The organism is Nocardia sp. BMG111209, assembly GCF_000381925.1.
Taxonomy (GTDB): Bacteria; Actinomycetota; Actinomycetes; order Mycobacteriales; family Mycobacteriaceae; genus Nocardia.
Genome location: NZ_KB907308.1, coordinates 1,410,632 through 1,433,177, shown reverse-complemented (window position 1 = coordinate 1,433,177; position 22,546 = coordinate 1,410,632). Strand labels below are relative to the sequence as shown.

General features: G+C 69.7%; 16 protein-coding genes. 11 read left to right on the top strand and 5 right to left on the bottom strand.

The annotated features are described in order from the left end of the window. Positions 1 to 27 precede the first annotated feature (27 nt). From nirB to G361_RS0130230, 4 genes are all read left to right on the top strand, one after another. Entirely contained in the window at positions 28 to 2,568 is a 2,541-nt protein-coding gene (gene nirB / locus G361_RS0130245; protein ID WP_019930887.1) for a nitrite reductase large subunit NirB, read from the top strand. Positions 2,569 to 2,680: 112 nt separating this feature from the next. Next, positions 2,681 to 3,082, top strand: coding sequence for a nitrite reductase small subunit NirD (gene nirD / locus G361_RS0130240; RefSeq protein WP_019930886.1), 402 nt, complete (start codon positions 2,681 to 2,683; stop codon positions 3,080 to 3,082). Then, positions 3,079 to 4,284, top strand: a complete 1,206-nt coding sequence (locus tag G361_RS0130235; RefSeq protein WP_019930885.1) for a uroporphyrinogen-III synthase — start codon at positions 3,079 to 3,081, stop codon at positions 4,282 to 4,284. The genes nirD and G361_RS0130235 overlap by 4 nt, the downstream gene beginning before the upstream one ends. Next, positions 4,281 to 5,006, top strand: a complete 726-nt coding sequence (locus tag G361_RS0130230) for a sirohydrochlorin chelatase (protein ID WP_019930884.1) — start codon at positions 4,281 to 4,283, stop codon at positions 5,004 to 5,006. The genes G361_RS0130235 and G361_RS0130230 overlap by 4 nt, the downstream gene beginning before the upstream one ends. Positions 5,007 to 5,058: 52 nt before the next feature. Here G361_RS0130230 and G361_RS0130225 read toward each other — a convergent pair whose 3' ends face one another. Beyond that, complete coding sequence (locus G361_RS0130225; protein WP_019930883.1) at positions 5,059 to 6,123, bottom strand: aldo/keto reductase; 1,065 nt, start codon at positions 6,121 to 6,123, stop codon at positions 5,059 to 5,061. A 118-nt stretch (positions 6,124 to 6,241) separates the two neighbouring features. On the opposite strand from G361_RS0130225, the gene G361_RS0130220 reads away from it, so the two are divergent. The 4 genes from G361_RS0130220 (at position 6,242) to G361_RS0130205 (ending at position 13,326) form a co-directional block, all read left to right on the top strand. Beyond that, complete coding sequence (locus G361_RS0130220) at positions 6,242 to 7,084, top strand: helix-turn-helix transcriptional regulator (protein ID WP_019930882.1); 843 nt, start codon at positions 6,242 to 6,244, stop codon at positions 7,082 to 7,084. 62 nt (positions 7,085 to 7,146) lie between these two features. Continuing rightward, positions 7,147 to 7,596 carry a VOC family protein gene (locus G361_RS0130215; protein ID WP_019930881.1) on the top strand — a complete coding sequence of 150 codons (450 nt, stop codon included), beginning with the start codon at positions 7,147 to 7,149 and terminating at the stop codon, positions 7,594 to 7,596. A gap of 486 nt (positions 7,597 to 8,082) precedes the next feature. Continuing rightward, entirely contained in the window at positions 8,083 to 12,204 is a 4,122-nt protein-coding gene (locus G361_RS0130210; RefSeq protein WP_231387124.1) for a non-ribosomal peptide synthetase, read from the top strand. Positions 12,205 to 12,273: 69 nt separating this feature from the next. After that, the gene (locus tag G361_RS0130205) at positions 12,274 to 13,326 is read left to right on the top strand and encodes an alpha/beta hydrolase family protein (RefSeq protein ID WP_026343682.1); all 1,053 of its coding nucleotides are present in this window, start codon (positions 12,274 to 12,276) and stop codon (positions 13,324 to 13,326) included. A gap of 79 nt (positions 13,327 to 13,405) precedes the next feature. On the opposite strand, the gene G361_RS0130200 is transcribed toward G361_RS0130205, so the two are convergent. Continuing rightward, on the bottom strand, positions 13,406 to 15,106 hold the full coding sequence (locus G361_RS0130200; protein ID WP_026343681.1) for a metallophosphoesterase: 1,701 nt from the start codon (positions 15,104 to 15,106) through the stop codon (positions 13,406 to 13,408). Between the two features lie 134 nt (positions 15,107 to 15,240). Here G361_RS0130200 and G361_RS0130195 point away from each other — a divergent pair, with 134 nt between their 5' ends. From G361_RS0130195 to G361_RS0130185, 3 genes are all read left to right on the top strand, one after another. Continuing rightward, positions 15,241 to 15,576, top strand: coding sequence for a TfoX/Sxy family protein (locus G361_RS0130195; protein ID WP_019930877.1), 336 nt, complete (start codon positions 15,241 to 15,243; stop codon positions 15,574 to 15,576). A gap of 162 nt (positions 15,577 to 15,738) precedes the next feature. Then, positions 15,739 to 17,388, top strand: coding sequence for a class I adenylate-forming enzyme family protein (locus G361_RS0130190; protein WP_019930876.1), 1,650 nt, complete (start codon positions 15,739 to 15,741; stop codon positions 17,386 to 17,388). Between the two features lie 45 nt (positions 17,389 to 17,433). Then, a complete protein-coding gene (locus G361_RS0130185) occupies positions 17,434 to 19,170 on the top strand; it encodes an amidohydrolase family protein (RefSeq protein ID WP_019930875.1) in 1,737 nt (578 codons plus the stop codon). Positions 19,171 to 19,186: 16 nt separating this feature from the next. On the opposite strand, the gene narI is transcribed toward G361_RS0130185, so the two are convergent. From narI to narH, 3 genes are all read right to left on the bottom strand, one after another. Continuing rightward, positions 19,187 to 19,927: a respiratory nitrate reductase subunit gamma gene (gene narI, locus G361_RS0130180; protein WP_019930874.1), complete on the bottom strand. Its 741-nt coding sequence runs from the start codon at positions 19,925 to 19,927 to the stop codon at positions 19,187 to 19,189. Further along, complete coding sequence (gene narJ / locus G361_RS0130175) at positions 19,924 to 20,604, bottom strand: nitrate reductase molybdenum cofactor assembly chaperone (RefSeq protein ID WP_019930873.1); 681 nt, start codon at positions 20,602 to 20,604, stop codon at positions 19,924 to 19,926. Before narJ ends, narI begins: the two co-directional genes overlap by 4 nt. 151 nt (positions 20,605 to 20,755) lie before the next feature. Next, entirely contained in the window at positions 20,756 to 22,543 is a 1,788-nt protein-coding gene (narH, locus tag G361_RS0130170; protein ID WP_081635695.1) for a nitrate reductase subunit beta, read from the bottom strand. Positions 22,544 to 22,546: the final 3 nt, after the last annotated feature.

Sequence of the window (22,546 nt, the reverse complement as noted above, 5' to 3'; positions counted from 1 at the left end):
CCGACCCGATACCGCAAAGGACAGAGCATGAACGCCGCACTGGAACCCGGTGACCGCAAGACCGTGGTCGTGGCCGGACACGGGATGGTCGGCCACCGCTTCGTGGAGGCGCTGCGGGCCCGGGACCTCGACGGCCGCTGGCAGGTCGTGATCCTCGGTGAGGAGTCGCTGCCCGCCTACGATCGGGTCGGATTGTCGTCCTATGTCGGCAGCTGGGATGCCGCGCAGCTGGCGCTGCCCGGTAACGAGTACGCCGGCGACGATCTGGTGGACCTGCGGCTCGGCGCGCGCGCCGACACGATCGACCGCGCCGCCCGCAAGGTCACCACCTCGACCGGTGACGTCGTCGGCTACGACGCGCTGGTGCTGGCCACCGGCTCGTACCCGTTCGTGCCCCCGGTCCCCGGGCACGACCTGCCGGCCTGCTTCGTCTACCGGACGCTCGAGGATCTCGACGGCATCCGGGCCACCGCGCAGGCGGCCGGTCCCGGCGCGGTCGGTGTGGTCGTCGGTGGCGGTCTGCTGGGCCTGGAGGCCGCCAACGCGCTGCGGCTGCTGGGCATGACCCCGCACGTCGTCGAGTACAACACCCGGCTGATGCCGGCCCAGGTCGACGAGGGCGGCGGCGCGATCCTCGAGCGCCTGGTCACCGATCTGGGCCTGCAGGTGCACACCGGCGTCGGCACCTCGGCCATCGAACCCGCGGAAGACGGTGCGGGACTTCGGATCACGCTGTCGGACGAATCGGTGATCGACGCCGCGCTGGTGGTCTTCTCCGCCGGTGTCCGGCCGCGCGACCAGCTCGCCCGCGACGCCGGCCTCGAGGTCGGCCCGCGCGGCGGCGTGATCACCGACCTCGGGATGCGGACCTCCGATCCGCACATCCTGGCCGTCGGCGAGGTCGCGGCGGTCGAGGGTAGCTGCTACGGCCTGGTGGCCCCGGGCTACACGACCGCGGAGGTCGCCGTCGACCGATTGCTCGGCGGCAGTGGCGAATTCCCGGGCGCCGACATGTCCACCAAGCTGAAACTGCTCGGCGTCGACGTGGCCAGCTTCGGCGACGCGCACGGCGTCACCGAGGGTGCGCTGTCGGTGGTGCTGCACGACGCGGCGCGCGGCACCTACGCCAAGCTGGTGGTCTCCGACGACGCGAAGACCCTGCTCGGCGGCATCCTGGTCGGCGACGCCTCGGCGTACGCGGCGCTGCGGCCGCTGGTGGGCAGCGAACTGCCCGCCGAACCGGCGGCGCTGATCTCCCCGGCCGGCGCCGAACTCGGCGCCGACGCGCTGCCCGACGAGGCCCAGATCTGCTCCTGCAACAACGTGAGCAAGGGCGCCATCGTCGGCGCGATCCACGAGGGCGCCTGCGACGTACCGGCGATCAAGAGCTGCACCAAGGCCGGAACCTCGTGCGGCGGTTGCGTTCCCATGCTGAAGAAGCTGCTGGAGCAGTCCGGTGTGGCGATGTCGAAGGCGCTGTGCGAGCACTTCGACCAGTCCCGGCAGGAGCTGTTCCACATCGTGCAGACCACCGGCATCCGGACGTTCTCCCAGCTGATCGGCCGGCACGGCCGCGGTATGGGCTGCGACATCTGCAAGCCCACGGTGGCGTCGATCCTGGCCTCCACCTCGAGCGATCACATCCTCGACGGCGAGCAGGCGGCGCTGCAGGACACCAACGACCACTTCCTGGCGAACATGCAGAAGAACGGCACCTATTCGGTGGTGCCGCGGATGCCCGGCGGCGAGGTGACCGCCGATCAGCTCATCGAGATCGGCAGCATCGCAAAGGATTTCGGCCTCTACGTGAAGGTGACCGGCGGCCAGCGCATCGACCTGTTCGGCGCGCGGGTGGAGCAGCTGCCGAAGATCTGGCAGCGGCTGGTCGACGCCGGCATGGAGTCCGGGCACGCCTACGGCAAGTCGCTGCGCACGGTGAAGAGCTGCGTCGGCTCGACCTGGTGCCGCTACGGCCAGCAGGATTCGGTCGGCATGGCCGTACTGCTGGAGAAGCGGTACCGCGGCCTGCGCTCGCCGCACAAGCTGAAGCTGGCGGTGTCCGGCTGTGCCCGCGAATGCGCGGAGGCGCGCGGCAAGGATGTCGGCGTCATCGCCACCGAGCACGGCTGGAACCTGTACGTCGGCGGCAACGGCGGTCTCAGCCCGAAGCACGCGGTGCTGCTGGCCGGCGATCTCGACGACGAGACGCTGATCAGGTACATCGACCGCTACCTGATGTTCTACATCCGCACCGCGGACCGGCTGCAGCGCACCGCGCCGTGGCAGGAGGCGCTCGAGGGCGGCCTCGACTATCTGAAGTCGGTCGTATGCGACGATGCGCTGGGTATCGCGGCCGAGTTGGAGGCGGCGATGGCGCAGCATGTTGCCGGCTACCGCGACGAGTGGGCCGCGGTGCTCGACGATCCGGCGAAACTGTCGCGCTTCGTCTCCTTCGTGAACGCGCCCGACGAGCCCGATCCGACGATCACGTTCGACGACAGCGGCGAGCGCAAGACGCCCGTTCTGCTCGGTATGCCCGGTTTCGCGGAAGGCCCCGCGGCCCGGTGAGATTCGGGTCACAACCGGCCCGGCCGGTGCCATGCGGGAGAAATGGGCGCGTAATCGCCCGGAAACAGCGTGCCGGTACCAACTAGGTAAGGCGTTCGGAGGAGAGCTACCGATGACCGTTATCGATACGACCGTGCCCACGCAGGTCACCACCACCGGCTGGACCCAGGCCTGCCGGCTCGACTATCTGATCTCCGGCCGCGGCGTGGCGGTGTTGCTGAAAGGTGGCCGGCAGGCCGCGCTGTTCCTGTTGCCGGACGGTTCGCTGTACGCCGTCGGCAATATCGATCCGTTCGGCCGGGCCGCGGTGATGTCGCGCGGTATCGTCGGCGACCGCGGCGGCGTGCCGATCGTGGCGTCGCCGCTGCTGAAGCAGGCCTTCTCGCTGCTGGACGGCCGCTGCCTGGACGACGGGGCCGTCACGCTTCCGGTGTACGCCGTCCGATTGTCGGACGGGGTCGTCTCCGTCTCGAACGAGCCGGTCGCGCCGGGCGAACCGGCGGAGCTACCGTGACGGGAGAGCTGGACGGTTTCACCGTCGGTGTGACCGCCGCGCGGCGCGCCGACGAACTCGGCACGCTGCTGTCCCGCCGGGGCGCGATCGTGGTCGCCGCCCCGGCGATCCGGATCATCCCCCTGGCCGACGACACCGAACTGGAGCGGGTCACCCGGCAGTTGGTCACCGACCCGCCGCAGGTGGCGGTCGCCACCACCGGGATCGGCTTCCGCGGCTGGATGGAGGCCGCGGAGGGCTGGGGCTTGGCCGAGGATCTGCGCACCACACTGGCCGGCACCCGCTTGCTCGCCCGCGGCCCGAAGGCCAAGGGCGCCATCCGCGCCGCGGAGCTGCGCGAGGAATGGTCCCCGGCCTCGGAATCCTCGGCCGAGGTGCTCGACCACCTGCTCGGCGAGGGCGTCGAAGGCGTCCGCATCGCGGTCCAATTGCACGGCGCCACCACCGAATGGGAGCCGGTACCGGACTTCTGCGAGGTATTGCGTTGCGCCGGAGCGGATGTCGTACCGGTGCCGGTGTATCGCTGGATACCGCCGGAGGATCGGCAGCCGATGGACCGCCTGATCGAGGCGATCGTCACCTTCGGCCTGGACTGCGTGACCTTCACCAGCGCCCCCGCGGTGGCCTCACTGCTGATGCGCGCCAAGGAAACCGGCCTGCTCGACGCCGTCGTGCACGCCTTCCGCACCCGCGTCCTGCCCGCCTGCGTCGGCCCGATCACCGCGGCCCCGCTGGAGGAACTCGGCGTGGCCACCACCTCGCCCGGCCGTGCCCGCCTGGGCGCGCTGGCCCGCCACGTCGCCGAGGAACTTCCCCGGCGCGCCAACAAGATCCACGCCGGCGGCCACATCCTGAGCGTGCGCGGCGGCTGCGTCGTGGTGGACGGCACCGTCCGGCAGCTCGCCCCCGCCCCGATGGCCCTGATGCGCGCACTGGCCCGGCAACCCGGCCGAGTGGTGTCCCGCGAGGATCTGCTCGCCGCCCTGCCCGGCGGCGGTGACGACACGCATGCGGTGGAGACCGGCATCGCCCGCCTGCGCGCCGGTCTCGGCTCCCCGAAAGCCATTCAGACCGTGGTGAAACGGGGCTACCGGCTGGCCCTGGATCCGGCCGAGTGCATCGACAACAACCCACGCCCGCCGGTGGGCTACGCTCCGTCGCTGCGCCCGCGCCGGCTCGCCCCCGTGACGGGAGATTGGTGAACACACCCGCCCTGCTGCTGGTCGCCCACGGCACCCGCAGCGCCCGGGGCGTACAGATGGTGAGCGACCTGGCAGCCGCAGTCGGCCACGAATTGAGCTGCGGCGCATCACATTCCGATGCACCCATGGTGCGAACCGCATTCGTCGACGTCCTCGGCCCGACCCCGGCGGAGGTCCTGCGCGACCTGAATCCGATTCCGGCCGTGGTGGTCCCGGCCTTCCTCGCCTCCGGCTACCACGTGTACCGGGACGTACCCCGCGAGGTGACCGAGAGCGGCCACCCGGCCGTGACGGTCACCCCGGCCATGGGCCCCGACCCTGCCCTGGCCCGGGTACTCCGGGCCCGATTGCGCACGGCCGGTTGGCAACCCGGTGACGCGGTGGTCCTCGCCGCCGCCGGCTCCTCGGATGCCCGTGCGCGCCACGACGTCCGGCGCGCGGGAGCCCTGCTGGGCGACCTCCTGCACGCCACGGTGCGGGTCGCAACCATCGCGACCGGTGCCCCGCGTGTCCCCGAAGTGGTTGCCGCACTGCGTGCATCGGGTGCGAAACGAGTCTTCGTCAGCTCGTATCTGCTCGCCGAGGGACTCTTCCAGCAGCGCCTGCACACCGTCGGCGCCGACGGTGTGGCCGAACCCATCGGCGTACACCCGTCGGTCGTCCGCCTGCTCGCGGACCGCTACCGCACCGCCGCGGACACCCTCCTCGACGCGGTCGCCTGACGCTGCGGCCGGGGCGGCCCATCGGCGAGTTGCCACGGACTCGGCGCGATCCTCAGCGCCGCGCCTCGATCTTCAGATCGCCGAAGGTGACCGCCCGGGTCATCGCGCGGTCCAGGAATTCGTGCGGGAAGCCGAGTTCGATCGCACTGGCGGCGTCCAATCGGGCCAGATGATCGGCCTCGAATTCGACCTCCAGCGCACCGAGGTTGTCCTCGAGCTGCGCAGCCGTGCGAGCCCCGATGATCGGCGCCGTCACCGCCGGATTGCGCAGCGTCCAGGCCAGCGCCACCTGAGCCGGGCTGTGGCCCAGCTCGGCGGCCACCTCCCGCACCACATCCGCGATGGCGAGTCCCCGTTCCGTCAGTGACCCTTGGGCTTTCGCGAGATTCTTCCGAGTGCCCTCCGGCGCGGCAACCGCTTCGCCACCGAGATCGTCACGACCGTACTTCCCGGTCAGCACGCCACTGGCCAACGGCGACCAGGGGATCACACCCAGCCCCAATTCGCGGGCCATCGGAATGAGCTCGCGCTCCACGGTCCGCTCGAGCAGGCTGTACTCGATCTGCAACCCCACCAGCGGCGACCAGCCGCGCAGATCCGCGATCGTCTGCATCCGCGCCACCTGCCAGGCCGGCGCGTCCGAGATCGCCACGTACAACACCTTGCCCTGCCGCACCAGATCATCCATCCCCCGCAGGATCTCCTCGACCGGGGTCAGTGCGTCCCAGGCATGCAGGTACAACAGATCGAGGTAATCGGTGTTCAGTTGCCGCAGACTGTTCTCCACCGAGGCGAACATGCTCTTGCGCTGATTCCCACCCGAATTCGGATCACCGGGCCGCCGCAACATCGTGTATTTCGTTGCCAGCACCAGACTTTCGCGATTGTCCCGAGTGAACTCCCCGAGCAGCCGCTCCGAGGTGCCGTCGGTGTACATGCTGGCGGTATCGATGAAATTGCCACCGCGCCCGACATAGGTGTCGAAGAGTTTGCGCGCGTCATCGGTATCGGCGCCCCAGCCCCAGTCCGCCCCGAAGGTCATGGCGCCCAGCGCCAACGGTGAGACCCGCAGGCCGGAACGGCCGAGCAGCCGGTAGGTGTCGAGCGTGAGGGACATCGAGTCTCCTTGTTCGATTACGTGATTCGAGATCCAGTCTGCGAACCGCCGGGATATTCGATAAGGGAGAGCTTTTCCTGGTAAGGCCGGTACCACCCGTGCGCCGTAGGATCGAGGGATGACGACCGGTGCGGTGGATACGACCCGGGAGCTGGCGGCGTTTCTGCGGGCCCGGCGTGAGCGTCTGGATCCGGACGATTTCGGGCTGCCTGCGCGGCGGCGGGCGCGGCGGACGCCGGGGTTGCGGCGGGAAGAGGTTGCCGAGCTTGCCGGGGTGAGCACCGAATACGTGGTGCGGCTGGAGCAGGCGCGGGGGTTGCGGCCCTCGGTCGAGGTGCTGGAGGCGTTGTCGCGGGCGTTGCGGCTGGCTCCGGACGAGCGGGCTTATCTGTTCGATCTCGCTCAGCAGCGGCCGGCTCATGGCAGCCGGCCGGTTGCCGTGGCGCCGCCGGAGCTGGTTCGGTTGCTCGCCGATCTGTCGCCGTTGCCGGCGATGGTTCGCAACCACCGCAACGACATTCTGGCCTGGAATCCGGAGATGGCCCGGGTGATCGTGGACTACGGCGAGGTGCCGGTGCGGCAGCGCAACGGGATCTGGTTGTTCCTGTTCCATCCGGAGGTGCGTGAGCGCTATGCGGATCGCGACGAGCGGTTGCGGGAGTGCATCGCCGATCTCCGCGCCACCTGGGCCGCACATCCGGACGACGAGGAGCTGGCCGAGCGGATCGACGAATTCGTCTCCGGCAGTGCGGAATTCGCGGCGATGTGGGCCGATCGTGACGTGCGGGTGCACGGCAGTGGGGCGAAGACCATCCTGCATCCCGAGGTCGGGCGGTTCACCGTCGATTTCGAGGCGCTCGTGCCGGTACAGCATCCGGACCACTACGTTGTCATCTATCGGGCCGCCGACCCCGTGAGCCGGGCGGCCCTGCATCAGCTGTGCGGCGGCGCGGGCCGATGAATCAGGACGGCCGGTGCCGTCGGTAGTGACGACCGACTTCCATCACCTCGAGGAGTATCCGTATGACCATCGTCACCACCTTCCTCTGGTTCGACCACGGCGCCGAGGAGGCCGCCGAGTTCTACACCGGGCTCATTCCCGGTTCGGAGATCACCGAGATCGCCCGCAACCCGGACGGGTCGGCGTTCGTCGTCTCGCTGGTGCTGGCCGGGCACACGATCAGCCTGCTCAACGGCGGGCCCGATCACCCGCTCTCCGAGGCGGCCTCGTTGCAGGTACTCGTCGACACCCAGGCCGAGGTGGACCGGCTGTGGGATGCCCTGACCGCCGACGGCGGCAAGCCCGGTCCCTGCGGCTGGCTCGTGGACCGGTACGGACTGTCCTGGCAGATCGTCCCGACCGAGCTGCCGGAACTGATGAGCGGGGAGCGGGCCGCGGCGGTCGGTGATGCGTTGCGCGCCATGTCCAAGATCGATATCCAGGTGTTGCGCGACGCGCACGATCAGCCCTGAACCGGCGGTCCGGGTGACCGCACCGGTCCGGCCCCGCGATCGGGTACGGCGACGACCCGGCACGCCCGGCGGTGCGGAGGTCCGGCCGGATCGCCGGCGCTGTGCGGGTGGCGGGTGGTACGGCGACGACCGTTTTGCGCGCGGGAACTGGCGTCGCGCGGAAATCGTTGGCGCCCTGCGGTTTCCGGATATCTCCGGGTGGTGCATCCGTGGCGCGGCCGGGTACCGGCAGCAGTGCCCGGCACGGCATCGCCGGACATACGGTGACCTCCGCGACGGGCGATTTGTGACGCGGATCCGGACTTTGGCAATGTTGCAGCTATAGAATCATCCGCGCTTGCTCGCCGACGCACACCGGTGTTCGGCGGGAAAGCGGGGTCTCGGTGCCGGTTTCGTCGGCGCGTCACCGAAAGCCCGCCGCTACATCGTGTATGCCGTTCATTTGCTAGGTACGTACATGTAGGTGTTCGCCGCATGCGAGGAGGCATGGTGACGGGAGCTGTCGACGGGCCGCAGGGCGCACCGGGTGCAACGGCTGTCGCCACGGGACTCGATATCGGCGCTGGGATGCGGAACGGCGGGAAAGGGGTGAACGCCCTGTGCACCGATCGCGCGGTGCATCTGGGTAGTTTGCCGCAGCCGCCCGTGGAGATGCCGGAGGCCGGTACCGAATATCCCCTGTCGATAGCGCAATTGCGCTGGTGGGTGGCGCAGCAGCTGTATCCGGACGTGCCGAATACGGTTGCCCTGCACCTCGATATGGCCGGTCGCATCGATGTGGATCTGCTGCGGCACTGCGCCGCGCAGTCGGCGTGGGAGTTGCAGTCGCCGCATCTGCGGTTCCGGCTGGTCGACGGGCAACCGCGGCAGTACCTGGATCCGAACGCGTTCGACGTGCCGCGCATCGAGGACGTCAGCCGCCGCGCGGATCCGATCGCGGCCGCCACCGAGATCATGGAGCGCGACTACCGGCTGCCGATGGATCTGCTGCGCGACCGGCTGTCGCTGGCCACCCTGTTCCGGGTCGGCCCGGACCGGCATCTGCTGTACCTGCGCAGCCATCACATCGTGCTCGACGGCGTCGGGACCGTCGCGGTGCTGCGCCGCACCACCGAGTTGTACGCCCTGACAGTCGATCCGGAGTCGTTCGGCGACGACGAGGCGGCGGATGCGCTGCGGCGGATGCGCGCCAGTACGCAACGGCCCAAGTGGCACACCGGAATCACGGCGACGCAGCGTCCGATGTCGATGCTCGAGATCCTCGAGGACGAACGCGCCTACCGGGAATCGCCACGCGCCAAGGCCGACAGCGAATATTGGCATCAGCAGTTGTCCGGCGGCGGTGAGGTGGTCGGGCTCGCGGGCCGCCGCGCCGCGCCGATGCCGAGCCCGCACCGGGTCGAGGCGACCCTGCCGGAGGCCACGGCGCTGCTGCTCGAGGCGGCCCAGCAGCACAGCGGCGCCAGCTTCCCGGAACTGACCGTCGCCGCCTTCGCCTGCTATCTGAGTGCCATGAGCGGTAACGAGGACGTGGTGCTGTCGCTGCCGGTGGCGGCCCGCGCGACCGCGGCGCTGCGCCGGTCGGCCGGTTCGGTGTCCAATGTGGTTCCGTTGCGGCTGAGAGCGATTCGCAGTGGCACCGTCGCCGAGGCGGTCGAGCAGGTGCGGACCCGGGTGATCGGCGCGCTGCGGCACCAGCGCTACCGCTACGAGGACATGATGCACGACCGCGGCGACTATCAGGTCGTGCGTGGCGGATTCGGGCCGGTGCTCAACGCGCTCGGCATGATCGAGCCGCTGCAACTGGGCGCGATGACCGCGCAGGCCCGGCTGATGTCGCTGGGCATGGTGGAGGATCTGCTGGTCAACGGATTCCAGCTGGGCCCCGACGCGCGCGCCGCCAGCATCGATATGCAGGCCAATCCGGCGTTGTACGCGGCGGATACGGTGGCGTGGCACCATCGCGCCTTCCTGGCCTACTTCCATCGCTTCCTGGGTGCCGGCCCCGATCAGGTGGTGCGCACCCTCGATCCCGCACCGGCGCCGTTGCCGGTGGCCCGGCCGCGCGCGACGCAACGGCGGCTGCTGCCGGATCTGTTGTGCGCCGGCGCGAATTCGGCCGGGGTCGCGCTGTCCGACGGCACCCGCAGCTGGACCTACCGGGAGCTGGACGAACTGTCCGCGCAATGGGCGCGGGAGCTGATCGAGCGCGGCGCGGGCCCGGGAACCGTGGTGACGCTGGCGATTCCGCGCTCGGCGGAGTCGGTGCTGGCGTTGCTGGCGGTGGCGCGCACCGGCGCGGCCTTCGCCCCGGTGGATCCCGCCGACCCGGCCCGGTTCCTCGCCGCCCTCGTGACGGATTCCGGTGCGCGCCTGGGCCTCACGACCCGCGCGGCGCTGACCGCGCTGCCGCCGGAGGTGACCTGGCTGGCCGTGGACGATCCGGAGCTCGCGGCGCGGGTGGCGCGGCGGTCCGGCGCCGCGATCACCGACCGCGACCGGATCGCGGACCTGCACCCCGATCACACCGCGTACGTGATCTACACCTCCGGTACCACCGGCCGGCCGAAGGGCGTGCTCACCGGGCATCGCGGTCTCGGCTTGCTGACCGATTTCATCGTCGACCGCTACCGGGTCGACGCGAATTCCCGGGTGCTGCACGCGAATGCGACCTCCTTCGACGCGCATCTGCTGGAGTTGTTGTCCGCCTTCGCATCCGGGGCCAGGCTGGTGGTGGTGCCACCGGCGGTGGTGGCCGGCGCGGAGCTGCGGCGGCTGATCGAGTCCGAGCGGATCACCCACTTCCTCACCACCCCCGCGGTATTGGCGACGCTGTCGCCGGAGGATGTGCCCGGCCTGGAGGTCGTGGTGGTGGGCGGCGAGAGCTGCCCGGCCGATGTGATCCGGAAATGGGCGCCCGCGCTGCGGATGTTCAACGGCTACGGGCCCACCGAGACCACGGTCATGGTGACCCAATCCGACCCGCTGGTGGCCGACGAGCCGGCCCCGATCGGTGCGGCCCTGCCGGGAGTGCGTGCGGTGGTGCTGAATTCGCGGCTGCGGCAGGCGCCGCCCGGCGGTCGCGGCGAACTGTATCTGGGCGGTCCGGGTGTCGCGCACGGCTACCTCGGCCGTCCGGGTACCACCGCCGAGCGTTTCGTGGCCGACCCGTTCGGCAGCGGTGAACGGCTCTACCGCACCGGCGATCTCGTGCTCGCACCCGCGGCCACCGGATTCACCTTCCTCGGCCGCGCCGACGACCAGCTGACCCTGCGCGGCCGCCGGGTGGAGCCCGGTGAGGTCGAGACCGCGCTGAACGGGCTGCCGGAGGTCGACCGCGCGGTGGTGACCGTCGACACCACCCACGGCAACGCCCGGCTGATCGGTTACGTGATCCCGGCGGTGCCCGGAACCGCCTTGGACACAGCGGATCTCATCCAGCGGCTGCGCGATCTGCTGCCGGCCGCACTGGTGCCGACCCAGCTGGTCCAGCTGGACCGGCTGCCGGTCACCGCGCACGGCAAGGTCGATCGCGCCGCCCTGCCCGCACCCGCCATGGTGCGGCGGCCCTACCGCGCGCCGGAGACCGAGTTGCAGATCCTGGTGGCCGAGCAGTTCGCCGCGACCACCGGGGCGGCGCGGGTCGGGCTGGACGACGACTTCTTCGATCTGGGCGGCGATTCGCTTCTGGGCGTGGAACTTTCGGCCGAACTGGTGGCCGCCACCGGTAAGGCGGTCACGGTCCGCTGGCTCTACACCGCGCCGACTGTGGCGGCGCTGGCGGAGCGGATCGCGACCGACGACGGCACGGTCGACGACGACGCCCTGGGCGTCGTGCTGACCCTGCGTCCCGGCGGCGCCAAGCCACCGCTGTTCTGTGTACATTCCGCGGTGCCGCTGGCCTGGTGCTACACCGGTCTGGCGCGCTACATCAGCGATCGCCCGGTCTACGGTCTGCAGGCGCTCACCCTGTCGGGTGAGCCGCGCAGCGACGCCTCCATCGACGATCTCGCCGAGGGTTACGTGACGGAGATCCTCCGGGTGCAGCCGCACGGACCGTACAACCTGCTGGGCTGGTCGCTCGGCGGTCAGATCGCGCACGCCGTCGCGGTCCGGCTGCGGCAGCGCGGCCTGCCGGTGCGGGTACTGGCGATGCTGGACAGCGTCGTATTCCCCGACGACATGCCGCCGCCGCCCGTGCCGCGGATGCGTGATCTGCTCACCCACCTGCTCGGCGACGAACCGGAGGACGCCGACGAACTCGCGGATCTCACCGCCGAGGAGGCGGCCGAGGTGCTGGCCACCGGTGCGTCCCTCGGTTCCGGGCTCACCGCCGACCAGCTGACCCGCCTGCATCGCGGATACGTGGACGGCATCCGGCTCTCGCACGGCTACCGGCCCGGGATGTTCGACGGCGATCTGCTGTACTTCTCGGCCACCCGCGGCCAGACCGAACTGTTCGACTCCGGACTGTGGCGGCCGTACGTCACGGGCCGGCTGATCGAACATCCCGTCGACGCGACCCACGCCCAGCTCACCAACTCCGATGTGGTCACCGTTATCGGCCCGCTACTGGCAGCACATCTGGAGGCCGACGGCGCACGCTGACCGGGACGACGGGGGAACACGCCCGGCGCGTGTCCGAATATTCCGTCTAGCAGGTGAAATACTTCCGGCATGCAACCGCTACTACGCTATCTGGTCGCAGCGTCCGCGGCATTTGCTTGTATTTTGCCCGCGGTCGCTCACGCCGAGCCCGATGCCCCGGAGGCGTCGGAGTCGCATGTCGCTTCCGACGCACCGGACGCGCCGAAGGGGCGGATCGCCGCCGATCCGGGCGGGTCGGCCATCGTCTCGGTCCGGCCGATCACCGGCCGCCAGTTCGACGTGGTCGTGCATTCGGCGGCCATGAATCGCGACATCTCGCTGTGGATGTCGCATCCGGACGGCCCCGCGCCGGCGTTGTATCTGCTGAACGCGGTCGACGGCGGCGAGGACGGCGGCCCGTGGACCAAGCGCACCGATGTGGCGCAGTTCTTCGCCGACAAGCCGGTCAACGTCATCGTGCCGATGGGCGGCCGGGCCAGCTACTACACCGACTGGGTGGCCGACGATCCGGTGCTCGGCCGCAACAAGTGGGCGACCTTCCTCAGCCGTGAGCTGCCGCCGCTGCTGAACGAGCGGTTCCAGATGACCGGCCGCAATGCCGTTGCGGGAGTGTCGATGTCGGCGACCTCGGCACTGGATCTGGCGATCGACTCGCCGGGGCTGTATCAGGCGGTCGGCTCCTACAGCGGCTGTCCGCGCGCCGGTGATCCGTTGGCGCGCATGTACGTTCACGCGCAGCTGGCTCCCTACGGCGCCAACGCGGACAACATGTGGGGCGGGTGGACCGATCAGAACTGGGCCGCACACGATCCCGCGGTGAACGCGGAGCGGTTGCGCGGCACCGCCCTCTACATCTCCACCGGCAACGGGATGCTCGGTGCGCACGAGCGGCTGGAGGATCCGTCGCTGAACGGCAACGTCGGTGCGCTGGCCGACCGGATCGCGGTCGGCGGCGGGATGGAGACCTTCGTCGACAACTGCAACGCCACCCTGCTGGGCCGGCTCGGGCAGCTGGGAATTCCGGCTACGGTGGTGCACCGCAACGGAACTCACGCCTGGCCGTACTGGCAGGACGATCTGCACAACTCCTGGAACGTCTTCGCCCCGGCCCTCGGGGTCTGAGCGACAGCCGGGAACGCCTGTCCGGCAAGGCCGGTCCGCGACGAACGCGGACCGGCCTCGCCGTGTCCGGGGACCGGGCTCAGCTCTGGACCTGGCGGCGGTAGGTGACCTTGTCGAATTCGTGGCCGTACTCGTCGACCGCGACGACGTCCATCTCGCTGGAGAAGAATCCGGGGCGGACGTCCACCCGGATGAACGAGTAGTTGCGGAACCGCACCCGCGACCAGGCGATCGCCTCGTCCTGCTTCTTGCCGTCCGAACCCCAGACGTAGCTGTTCGGCACGCTGGTGTCGGCGACCTCGTGCCCGCGGTAGGTCTCCTGCGAGCCCGGCTGGAAGCCGTAGCGCGGCCGGCCGCCGGCGCCGACGGTGTAGTACACCGTGCCGTCGGTGGCGCCGTAGACGACCGAGTTGTCGCCCGCGGCCCGGGTCGGCTGCCCGGCCCGGATGGGATCGGTCCGCTCGTAGATGTGGTTGTGGCCCTGGAGAACCAGATCCACCTGGTACTTGTCGAACAGCCCGGTCCAGGCCGCGCGCACGCCGCCGTCGCTGGCGTGCGAGTCGGTGGTGGAGTAGGCGCAGTGGTGGAAGAAGCAGACGATGAAGTCGATGTTCGGATTCGACCGGTACGCGGCGAGAGTCCGCTCCACCCAACCGGTCTGGGCGCCACCGGAGTATCCGGTGTTGGCCTTGATCTCATAGGACACGTCGTTGGCGTCCAGCGACAGCACCGCCACGTTGCCGTAGGTGAACGAGTACACCGAGGGGCAGCCCGCCGGGCCCGAGTTCGGAAGATCAAGGCGCGCAGCGTGTCCGCCGTAGCCGTGATCGCCGTAGGCGGCCTCCATGTCGTGGTTGCCGGTGGCGAACATCCACGGCGTGACCGAGCTGCTGAGCTCGATCGAGTTCAGGTACACGTCCCAGACGAACGGGTTGTACTTGTCGAAGCCGTCGGCCGGGTTGCCGTGCGCCACGAACTGCGGCTTCTTCCCCGCACCCGACGGGTCGGCGTAGGCGATGTCACCGGCGAGGATGTGGAAATCGCCCTTGCTGGCGGCGATCTGGCGCAGCACGTTGAGCGTGTGCGGCACCGCCGGATCGTTGTCGTCCTTGTAGTAGACGTCGTCGTAGTCGCCGCGGGTCAGACCGCCGGGCTGGGTCGGAGTGTCGTCGGTGCCCTGATCGCCGAGCATGGTGAACCGGAAGGGCAGCACCGCATCCCGCGCGGTCGCCATCGCCGGTGCGGCCGAACGGATGTCGCCGACGAAGCCGTCGGCGGTCCGCCACCGGTAGAAGTGCGGCGCGCGACCGGGCAGGCCGTCCACCGGCGCGTGCACGTAGAACTGCTCGGCGCCGAGTACGCCGCCGTCGCTGGTCGGGATCTGGGTCACCAGGTTGCGCACCTCGGCCTCGACCGAACCACCGAGCGCCGGGGTCGGCCCGTGCTCGAGGAACACCTTGGTACCACCGGGATTACGCGACAGCTGACCGGCGAACCGCAGCTGGCTGGCGGCGTCGGCGCCGTAGCCGACGTGCCGGCCGCCGACGAGCAGCTGCGCGTCGTCGGCGTAGGCGCGCTTGCCGAACGGGGTGACGCCGAGGGCGGTGACGGCCGCGGCGGCCGCGGAGCCACGCAGGAAGTTGCGGCGCGACACCGACCGGCGGCGCAGGTACGCCTGATGCCAGTCGTGCTGTTCGGCCATGGTCATTCGGGCGGCGAGGGGAGCGGGGATCCCGGTGTCGGGGATCTCACCGGCGGGGGTCAAGCGATCTGACGGCATGTGTCTGGATGCTGGTCGACCGGAAACCGCGAGGCAAATCGGAAACCGAGAACTTTTGGTGAATAGTCGGAACGACGGCGACTTCCCGGGTCGTACGCGGCGAATCTGTCGGTGCCCGCCGCGACAATACCGGCATGGCATACGACGAGGAGCTGGCCGAACGGATTCGGGATCTGCTGGGTCCCGCACTGCCGGATGTGGTTCAGAAGAAGATGTTCGGCGGGCTGGCGTTCCTGGTCGGCGGCCATCTGGCGGTGGCCGCCAGCGGGCGCGGCGGCCTGCTGTCCCGGGTCGACCCGAAGGATTCCGACCGGCTCATCGACGGCGAGCTGGTGGTGCCCATGGTCATGGGCGGGCGGGAGCGGTCCGGCTGGCTGCACGTGGCCACCGAACTGGTCGCCACCGACGAGGTACTGGAGCAGTGGATACAGCGCAGCCTGCGCTTCGTGCGCACACTGCCACCCAAGTGACGAGGGCGCCCGCCGCGGGCGGGCGAGTGTAGCGGGTGCGCCGGATCACGTCCGATTTTTCCGGACCGCGCTCACTCTGCGGAATTGCGGTCCTGCGGACCCTGCCGAAGCGCGATGATCGAGCGGACACCGGCGACCTTCGACACGAGTGAGGGGTGAGGCATGACGAATGCCGTCGATCCGCGAGAGTTCGCGGCGCAGATCCGGGCTCGGCTGTCCGAGCCCGGCGCGCCCTTCGAGACCGCCGTGGAGGACGTTCTGGGGGTGCCCACGGCGGTGCTGGTGCGCCGCCGCCGCTCGTTGCAGGAGCTGCTCGATCAGGCCGTCGAATGGGGCGATCGGGACTATCTGGTGACCGCCGGCAGCCGCATGTCCTTCGCCGGGTACGAGGCCGCGGTCGCCGCGCTGGCGCGGGCCCTGGCCCAGCGGTACGGGGTCGGCAAGGGCGACCGCGTCGGCATTCTCGCGGCCAACAGCCCGGAGTGGCTCGTGACCTTCGGCGCGGCCCAGGCGCTCGGCGCGATCGCCGTCGGCTACAACGCCTGGTGGGCGCAGCCGGAGATCGCCTACGGATTGGCCCACACCACGCCGAAAGTGGTTGTCGCCGACGAGAAACGGGCGGAGGCGCTGGCGCGGGCCGGTACCGCGGTGCCGGTGCTCACGACGGCGGCGGATCTGCCGCGGCTGATCGCCGACCATCCGGGCCCGCGACCGCGCACCCCGGTCGCCGAGGACGATCCGGCGGTGATCCTCTACACCAGCGGCACCACCGGCCGGCCCAAGGGCGTGGTGGCCACCCAGCGCAACCTGTTGGCGATCGTGGACTATCACCGCTACACGGACGCCCTGCTCGCGCACTTCACCGGCGCGCCGTTCACCGAACCCAGCGACAAGCGCTATCTGCTCACCTCACCGTTGTTCCACATCGCGAGCCTGCACAACCTCGCCCTGCCGCGGCTGGCGACCGGCGCGGCGGTCGTGATCCATTCCGGCGGTTTCGATGTCGACCGGGTGCTGCGGCTGGTGGAACGCGAGCGGGTCACCCATTGGGGCGCGGTGCCGACGATGGCGCATCGGATGTTGCAACACGACCTGTCCGGATACGACCTGTCCTCGCTGGCCGGATTCTCGCTGAACACCGCGCCCTCCTCGGCGGCGTTCCATCGGCGGCTGCGCGAGCGGCTGCCGGTGGCGGAGGTGGCGCTGGCGGTGAGTTACGGCCTCACCGAGGCGGGTTCGGCGGCCACCGTGGCCACCACCGCCGATCTCGCGCTGCATCCGGATACGGTGGGGCGGGCGGTGTTCGGCGCCGAGGTCGAGATCCGCGACGACGAGGGCCGCCCGGTGCCGGACGGCGAGGACGGCGAGATCTGCATCCGCAGTCCCTACGTCATGCTGGGCTACTGGCAGGACGAGGCCGCCACCGCCGCGGCGATCGACGGCGAACGGTGGCTGCGCAGCGGCGATTTCGGCCACCTCCGGGACGAATGCCTGTTCATGTCCGGCCGGCGCAGCGATCTGATCCTGCGCGGCGGGGAGAACGTCTACCCGGCCGAGATCGAGAGCGTGCTCGACGAACATCCGGCGGTCGTGGAATCGGCCGTGATCGGCGTGCCCGACGAGGATCTGGGCCAGATCGTCGCCGCCGTCGCGGTGGTGGACGATCCGGCCGCCGTCGAGGAGGCGAGCCTGCGGGAATTCGCCGCGTCGCGGCTGGCGTATTTCAAGGTGCCGGTGCGCTGGCTGATCACCGCGGAACCGTTGCCGCGCAATGCGACCGGCAAGGTCCTCCGGCGTGAGATAACGATCTGACGACAGCCAGGCCCTCGGATCGGGGCAATCGAAGGGTTGCGGGACATGTTCGACAGCATCATCGAGAACGGCCGGTGGTTCGACGGGACCGGCGCCGCCGCGGCGGTCCGGCACCTCGGCATCCGGGACGGCCGGGTCGCGGCGGTCTCACCGGATCCGCTCGACCGAAGTGGTTGCGGCACAATCATCGACGCCGCGGGCAAGTGGGTGATCCCCGGCATCCTCGACATCCACACCCACTACGACGTCGAGGTCCTGCTCGAACCGTCACTGGCCGAATCGGTCCGGCACGGGGTGACCACCGTCCTGCTCGGCTCCTGCTCGCTGTCCACCGTGCACGTGGACGCCGAGGGCGCCGGTGACCTGTTCGGCCGTGTCGAGGCGATTCCGCGGCAGTTCGTCATCGACGCGGTCGGTGACCGGAAGACCTGGCACAGCGCGGGCGAATACGCGGCGGCACTGGAACGACTACCGCTCGGCCCCAATGTGGCCGCGTTCCTGGGACATTCGGACATCCGCACGGCGGCGATGGGGCTGGACCGGGCCACCCGCAAGGAGGTGAAGCCCACCGCCGGCGAGCTGGATGCCATGCAGCGCAACCTGATCGAGGCGCTGGACGCCGGATTCGTCGGGATGTCCTCGCAGCAGCTGCTTTTCGACAAGATCGACGGCGAGCTGTGCCGGTCGCGCACCCTGCCCTCGACCTACGCCACCACCCGGGAACGCCACCGGCTCAACGCGATTCTGCGGCAACGGGATCGCGCGCTGCAGGGCGGCCCGGACGTCACCCACCCGCAGAGCGTGGTCTCGATGGCGATGAGCACCCTCGGCATCGGACGCGATCCGCTGAAGGTGAGCCTGTTGTCGGCCGCGGACCTCAAGGCCGATCCGCGGATCGCGAAGGTCTTCCCGATCACCGCCCGGCTGCTGAACCGGTTCGGCGGCAATCTGCGCTGGCAGCAACTCCCGGTACCGTTCCAGGTGTACGCCGACGGTATCGACTTCGTCATCTTCGAGGAATTCGGTTCCGGCGCAGCGGCTCTGCACCTGTCGAACCGGATCGAGGAGCGCCGGCAACTGCTCCGGGACGAGGCGTACCGGCGGCGGTTCCGCAAGGACTACGAGCGGAAGTTCGGCACCCGGGTGTGGCACCGCGACTTCTTCGACGCCGAGATCGTGGACTGCCCCGACGAATCGGTGATCGGCCGCACCTTCGGGCAGGTCGGCGCCGACCGCGGCGTACATCCGGTGGACGCGTTCCTGGACCTGGTGGTCGAGCACGGCGCGAAGGTGCGCTGGCGCACCACCATCTCCAACCACCGCGAGGAGGTGCTGAACCGCTTCGCCGCCGATCCCGGTATGCAACTGGGCTTCTCGGACGCCGGCGCGCACCTGCGCAACATGGCCTTCTACAACTTCGGGCTGCGCCTGCTGCGCCGCGTGTACCGGGCCGAGCAGGCGGGACGGCCGTTCATGACGGTCGAGCACGCCGTGCACCGGCTCACCGGTGAACTGGCCGACTGGTACGGGCTCGACGCCGGTCACCTGCGCGTGGGCGACCGCGCCGATCTGGCCGTGATCGATCCGGCGAAGCTCGACGACAGCCTCGACGCGTACGCGGAGAGCGCGGTGCCGTGCTACGGCGGCCTGTCCCGCATGGTCAACCGCAACGACGACACGGTGAATGCGGTATTCGTCGGCGGCACCTACGTTTTCGGTGACGGAGCGGCCGCACCCGAGTTCGGGTCCCGGCGGACCGGGCAGTTCCTGCGGACCGCCTGAATCGCCGGATTCCCGCTCAGCGGCGCACCGGCGGGACGACCGGCGCCCGCCAGGCGCGCGCGTAGCGACGCTGATCGGCCGCGTCGATCTCCTTGCTGCGGTAGACGACATAGGGCCGGACCAGATAGCCGACCGGCGCGCTGAACATGTGCACCAGCCGGGTGTAGGGCCAGAAACCGATGAGCGCCAGCACGATCAGGCCGTGCACCTGAAACGTCCACGGCGTGCCGATCATCAACTCCGGCTGCGGATGCGGCGTGAACAGGCTGCGGAACCACGGCGACACCGTCTCGCGGTAGTTGTAGGTGCCCCAGAGCAGGTTGCTGCCCACGGTGTTGAGCAGGCCGGTGATCAGCGCGCCCGCCAGCAGCACGTACATCACCTTGTCGTTGGTGGTGGTCGCCACCCGCACCGCGGGCACGGTGATCCGGCGGTACAACAGGATCGCGATCCCCGCGATCACCGCCACCCCCGCGACCGACCCGGCCGAGACCGCCACCACGTGATACAGGTGTTCGGAGACGCCGACCGCATCCGTCCACGACTGCGGAATCAGCACGCCCAGCACATGTCCGCCGATCACCCCGAGCATCCCGAAGTGGAACAGCGGGCTGCCCAGCCGCAGCAGCCGCGACTCGTAGATCTGCGACGACCGGGTCGTCCAGCCGAATTGGTCGGTGCGGTAACGCCACAGATGGCCCAGCACGAACGAGGTGAAGGCGACGTAGGGCAACGTCAGCCAGACGATCGAGGTCATCGGCGGCTCTCTCCAGCGGGAAACATCGAGGGGTCCATGGCGAACGGCTCCAGGCCGACCTCCTCCTCGGGCGGTCCGGCGGCGGCCAGTTCGGCGATCCGCCTGCGGTCGGCGGTGGTCAGCGGCGGCAGCGTCGCCACCACCGCGGACAGCACGGCGGCATACGGAGAACCGCTGTCGGACAACGACAGTCGCAACAGCTCGACGACGGGCAGGTGTTCGCCGAGCAGCCGCTCCCCGCCGACCGGGTCGACGGTGGCCGCGAATTCCAGCAGTACCGGCAGGTGGTCGGGCAGTTCGCTGTCGTCGAGTTCGGCGCCGGCGTGGCGGTAGGCGTGCTTGAACCGCAGCAGGGCCAGGCCGCGCTTGCGGGTATCGCCGTAGGCGTAGAAGGTGAGGTGCAGACTGGCCCGGCGGCGCAGGTCGAAGGTCTCGACGTACTGCTGTGCCAGCGTGATCGGATCGGTCTCGCGCAGATGGGTGATCAGCGTGATCAGATGTCCGCGTACCGGCTCCGGGAGTTCGGTTGCGGCAGAAGCCACTTGGTCCAGCATGGCGAGCAGCTCGGCGGCCGGATAGTCCAGCAGCAGCGCCGAGAGCCGCCACACCAGGTGCCGGTCGCGCTCGGACATGGAAACCGCCGGGCCGGGGCGGCGGCGCAGGTTCAGCAGGGCCACGGCCGTGACTCCCTTCGCGCGGACCGGGGATGCGCACCGAGGCTGTGGTCTCGGGGGCCGACGACGGATGCCGGGCTCGCGATCTCGGTGGCGCGGTGGTGTCGGGCGACGACGGTGGTCCCGAGTCGGCCGGGGATGGCCGTGGTGCCCGTCATCGGGCCGCCCCGGTCGGTTCGGGCGCGCTCTCGTCCGCGCTCGGGGAGGTAGTGCCATCGGTATGCGCGGCGGGTGTGCCGTTGGTGGCGCCGTGGTGACCGGGTACGGCCGCACCGTTGCCGTTGCCGTTGCCGTTGCCGTTGCCGTTGCCGTTGTGGGCGGAATCCTGTGCGCCGTTCGCGGTGACGGAACCGCCGTTGCGGGTGGGCAGCAGCCCCTCGGTCCGCGACCCGTCCCAGTCGAGCAGGTTGATCCGCTGCGACTTCTGTTCGGGGGCAGCGCCGTTGGCGTCGGTGAGGTGGAACTTCTCCGCCATCACGTCGAACGCGGTCATACCCGGTCCGCCGTCGCCGTCCAGACTGCATCCGGTGGCCAGCGAATCCAGTTCGTGCGCACGGGAAGTGGCGCCGCTGGGAATGACGTAGCGATGCTCGTACTTGGCGATCGCCAGCAGCCGGTACATCGCCTCGATCTCCTCCGGCGCCAGTCGCACCGCGTCCGGAATCGCCAGGTCGGGCTCCTGGCCCAGGTTGATCGAGCGCATGAACGACCGCATCGCCGCCAGCCGTTGCAGTGCCGCGCGGACCGGGCCGACGTCACCGGCGGTGAACAGCTCCGCCAGATACTCGACCGGAATGCGCAGGGCGTCGATGGCGCCGAACAGATTTCCGGCCCGCTCGCCGTCGTGCCCCGTCTGCGACAGCACATCCACGACCGGCGACAGCGGCGGGACGTACCAGACCATCGGCATGGTCCGGTACTCCGGATGCAGCGGCAGTGCGATCTGGTAGTCCACGATCAGCTTGTACACCGGCGAATCCTGCGCCGCCGCAATCCATTCCGGGGAGATCCCAGCCGCCTCGGCGGCCGCGACCACCCGGGGATCGTGCGGGTTGAGGAAGACGCCGAGCTGCGACGGATACAGTTCCTTCGGATCGGTCACCGAGGCGGCCGCGAGCACCGCGTCCGCGTCGTAGAGCATGACCCCGATGTAGCGCAGCCGCCCGACGCAGGTCTCCGAGCACACGGTCGGGATGCCGACCTCCACCCGGGGATAGCAGAAGGTGCACTTCTCCGCCTTGCCCGTCTTGTGGTTGAAATACACCTTCTTGTACGGACATCCGGTGACGCACTGCCGCCAGCCGCGGCAGCGGTCCTGGTCCACCAGCACGATGCCGTCCTCGGCGCGCTTGTAGATCGCACCCGACGGGCAGGCGGCCGCGCAGGCCGGATTCAGGCAGTGCTCGCAGATCCGCGGCAGATAGAACATGAAGGTCTGCTCGAACTCGAGCCGCACCTGATCGGACAGCTTGGCGAGCAACGGATCCCGGCCCACCTGCTCCGGTCCGGAGCCCAGATCGTCGTCCCAGTTGGCGCCCCACGTGACCTTCGTATCCTGGCCCGTGATCAGCGATTTCGGCCGCGCGACCGGTGTGGTGTCCATCGCCGGCGCGTTGAGCAGATTGTCGTAGTCGTAGCTCCACGGGTCGTAGTAGTCCGACACCGTGGGCAGATCCGGATTGGCGAAGATGTTCAGCAAACGCTTCAGCCGCGAACCGGATTTCAGCGTGAGCCGCCCGCGCCGGTCCAGCGTCCAGCCGCCCTTCCACCGGTCCTGGTCCTGATACTGCCGCGGATACCCTTGTCCGGGACGAGTTTCCACGTTGTTGAACCAGACGTACTCGGTGCCGCCGCGGTTGGTCCACGCCTGCTTGCAGGTGACGCTGCAGGTATGGCAGCCGATGCACTTGTCCAGGTTCATCACCATGGACAGCTGGGCCATCAC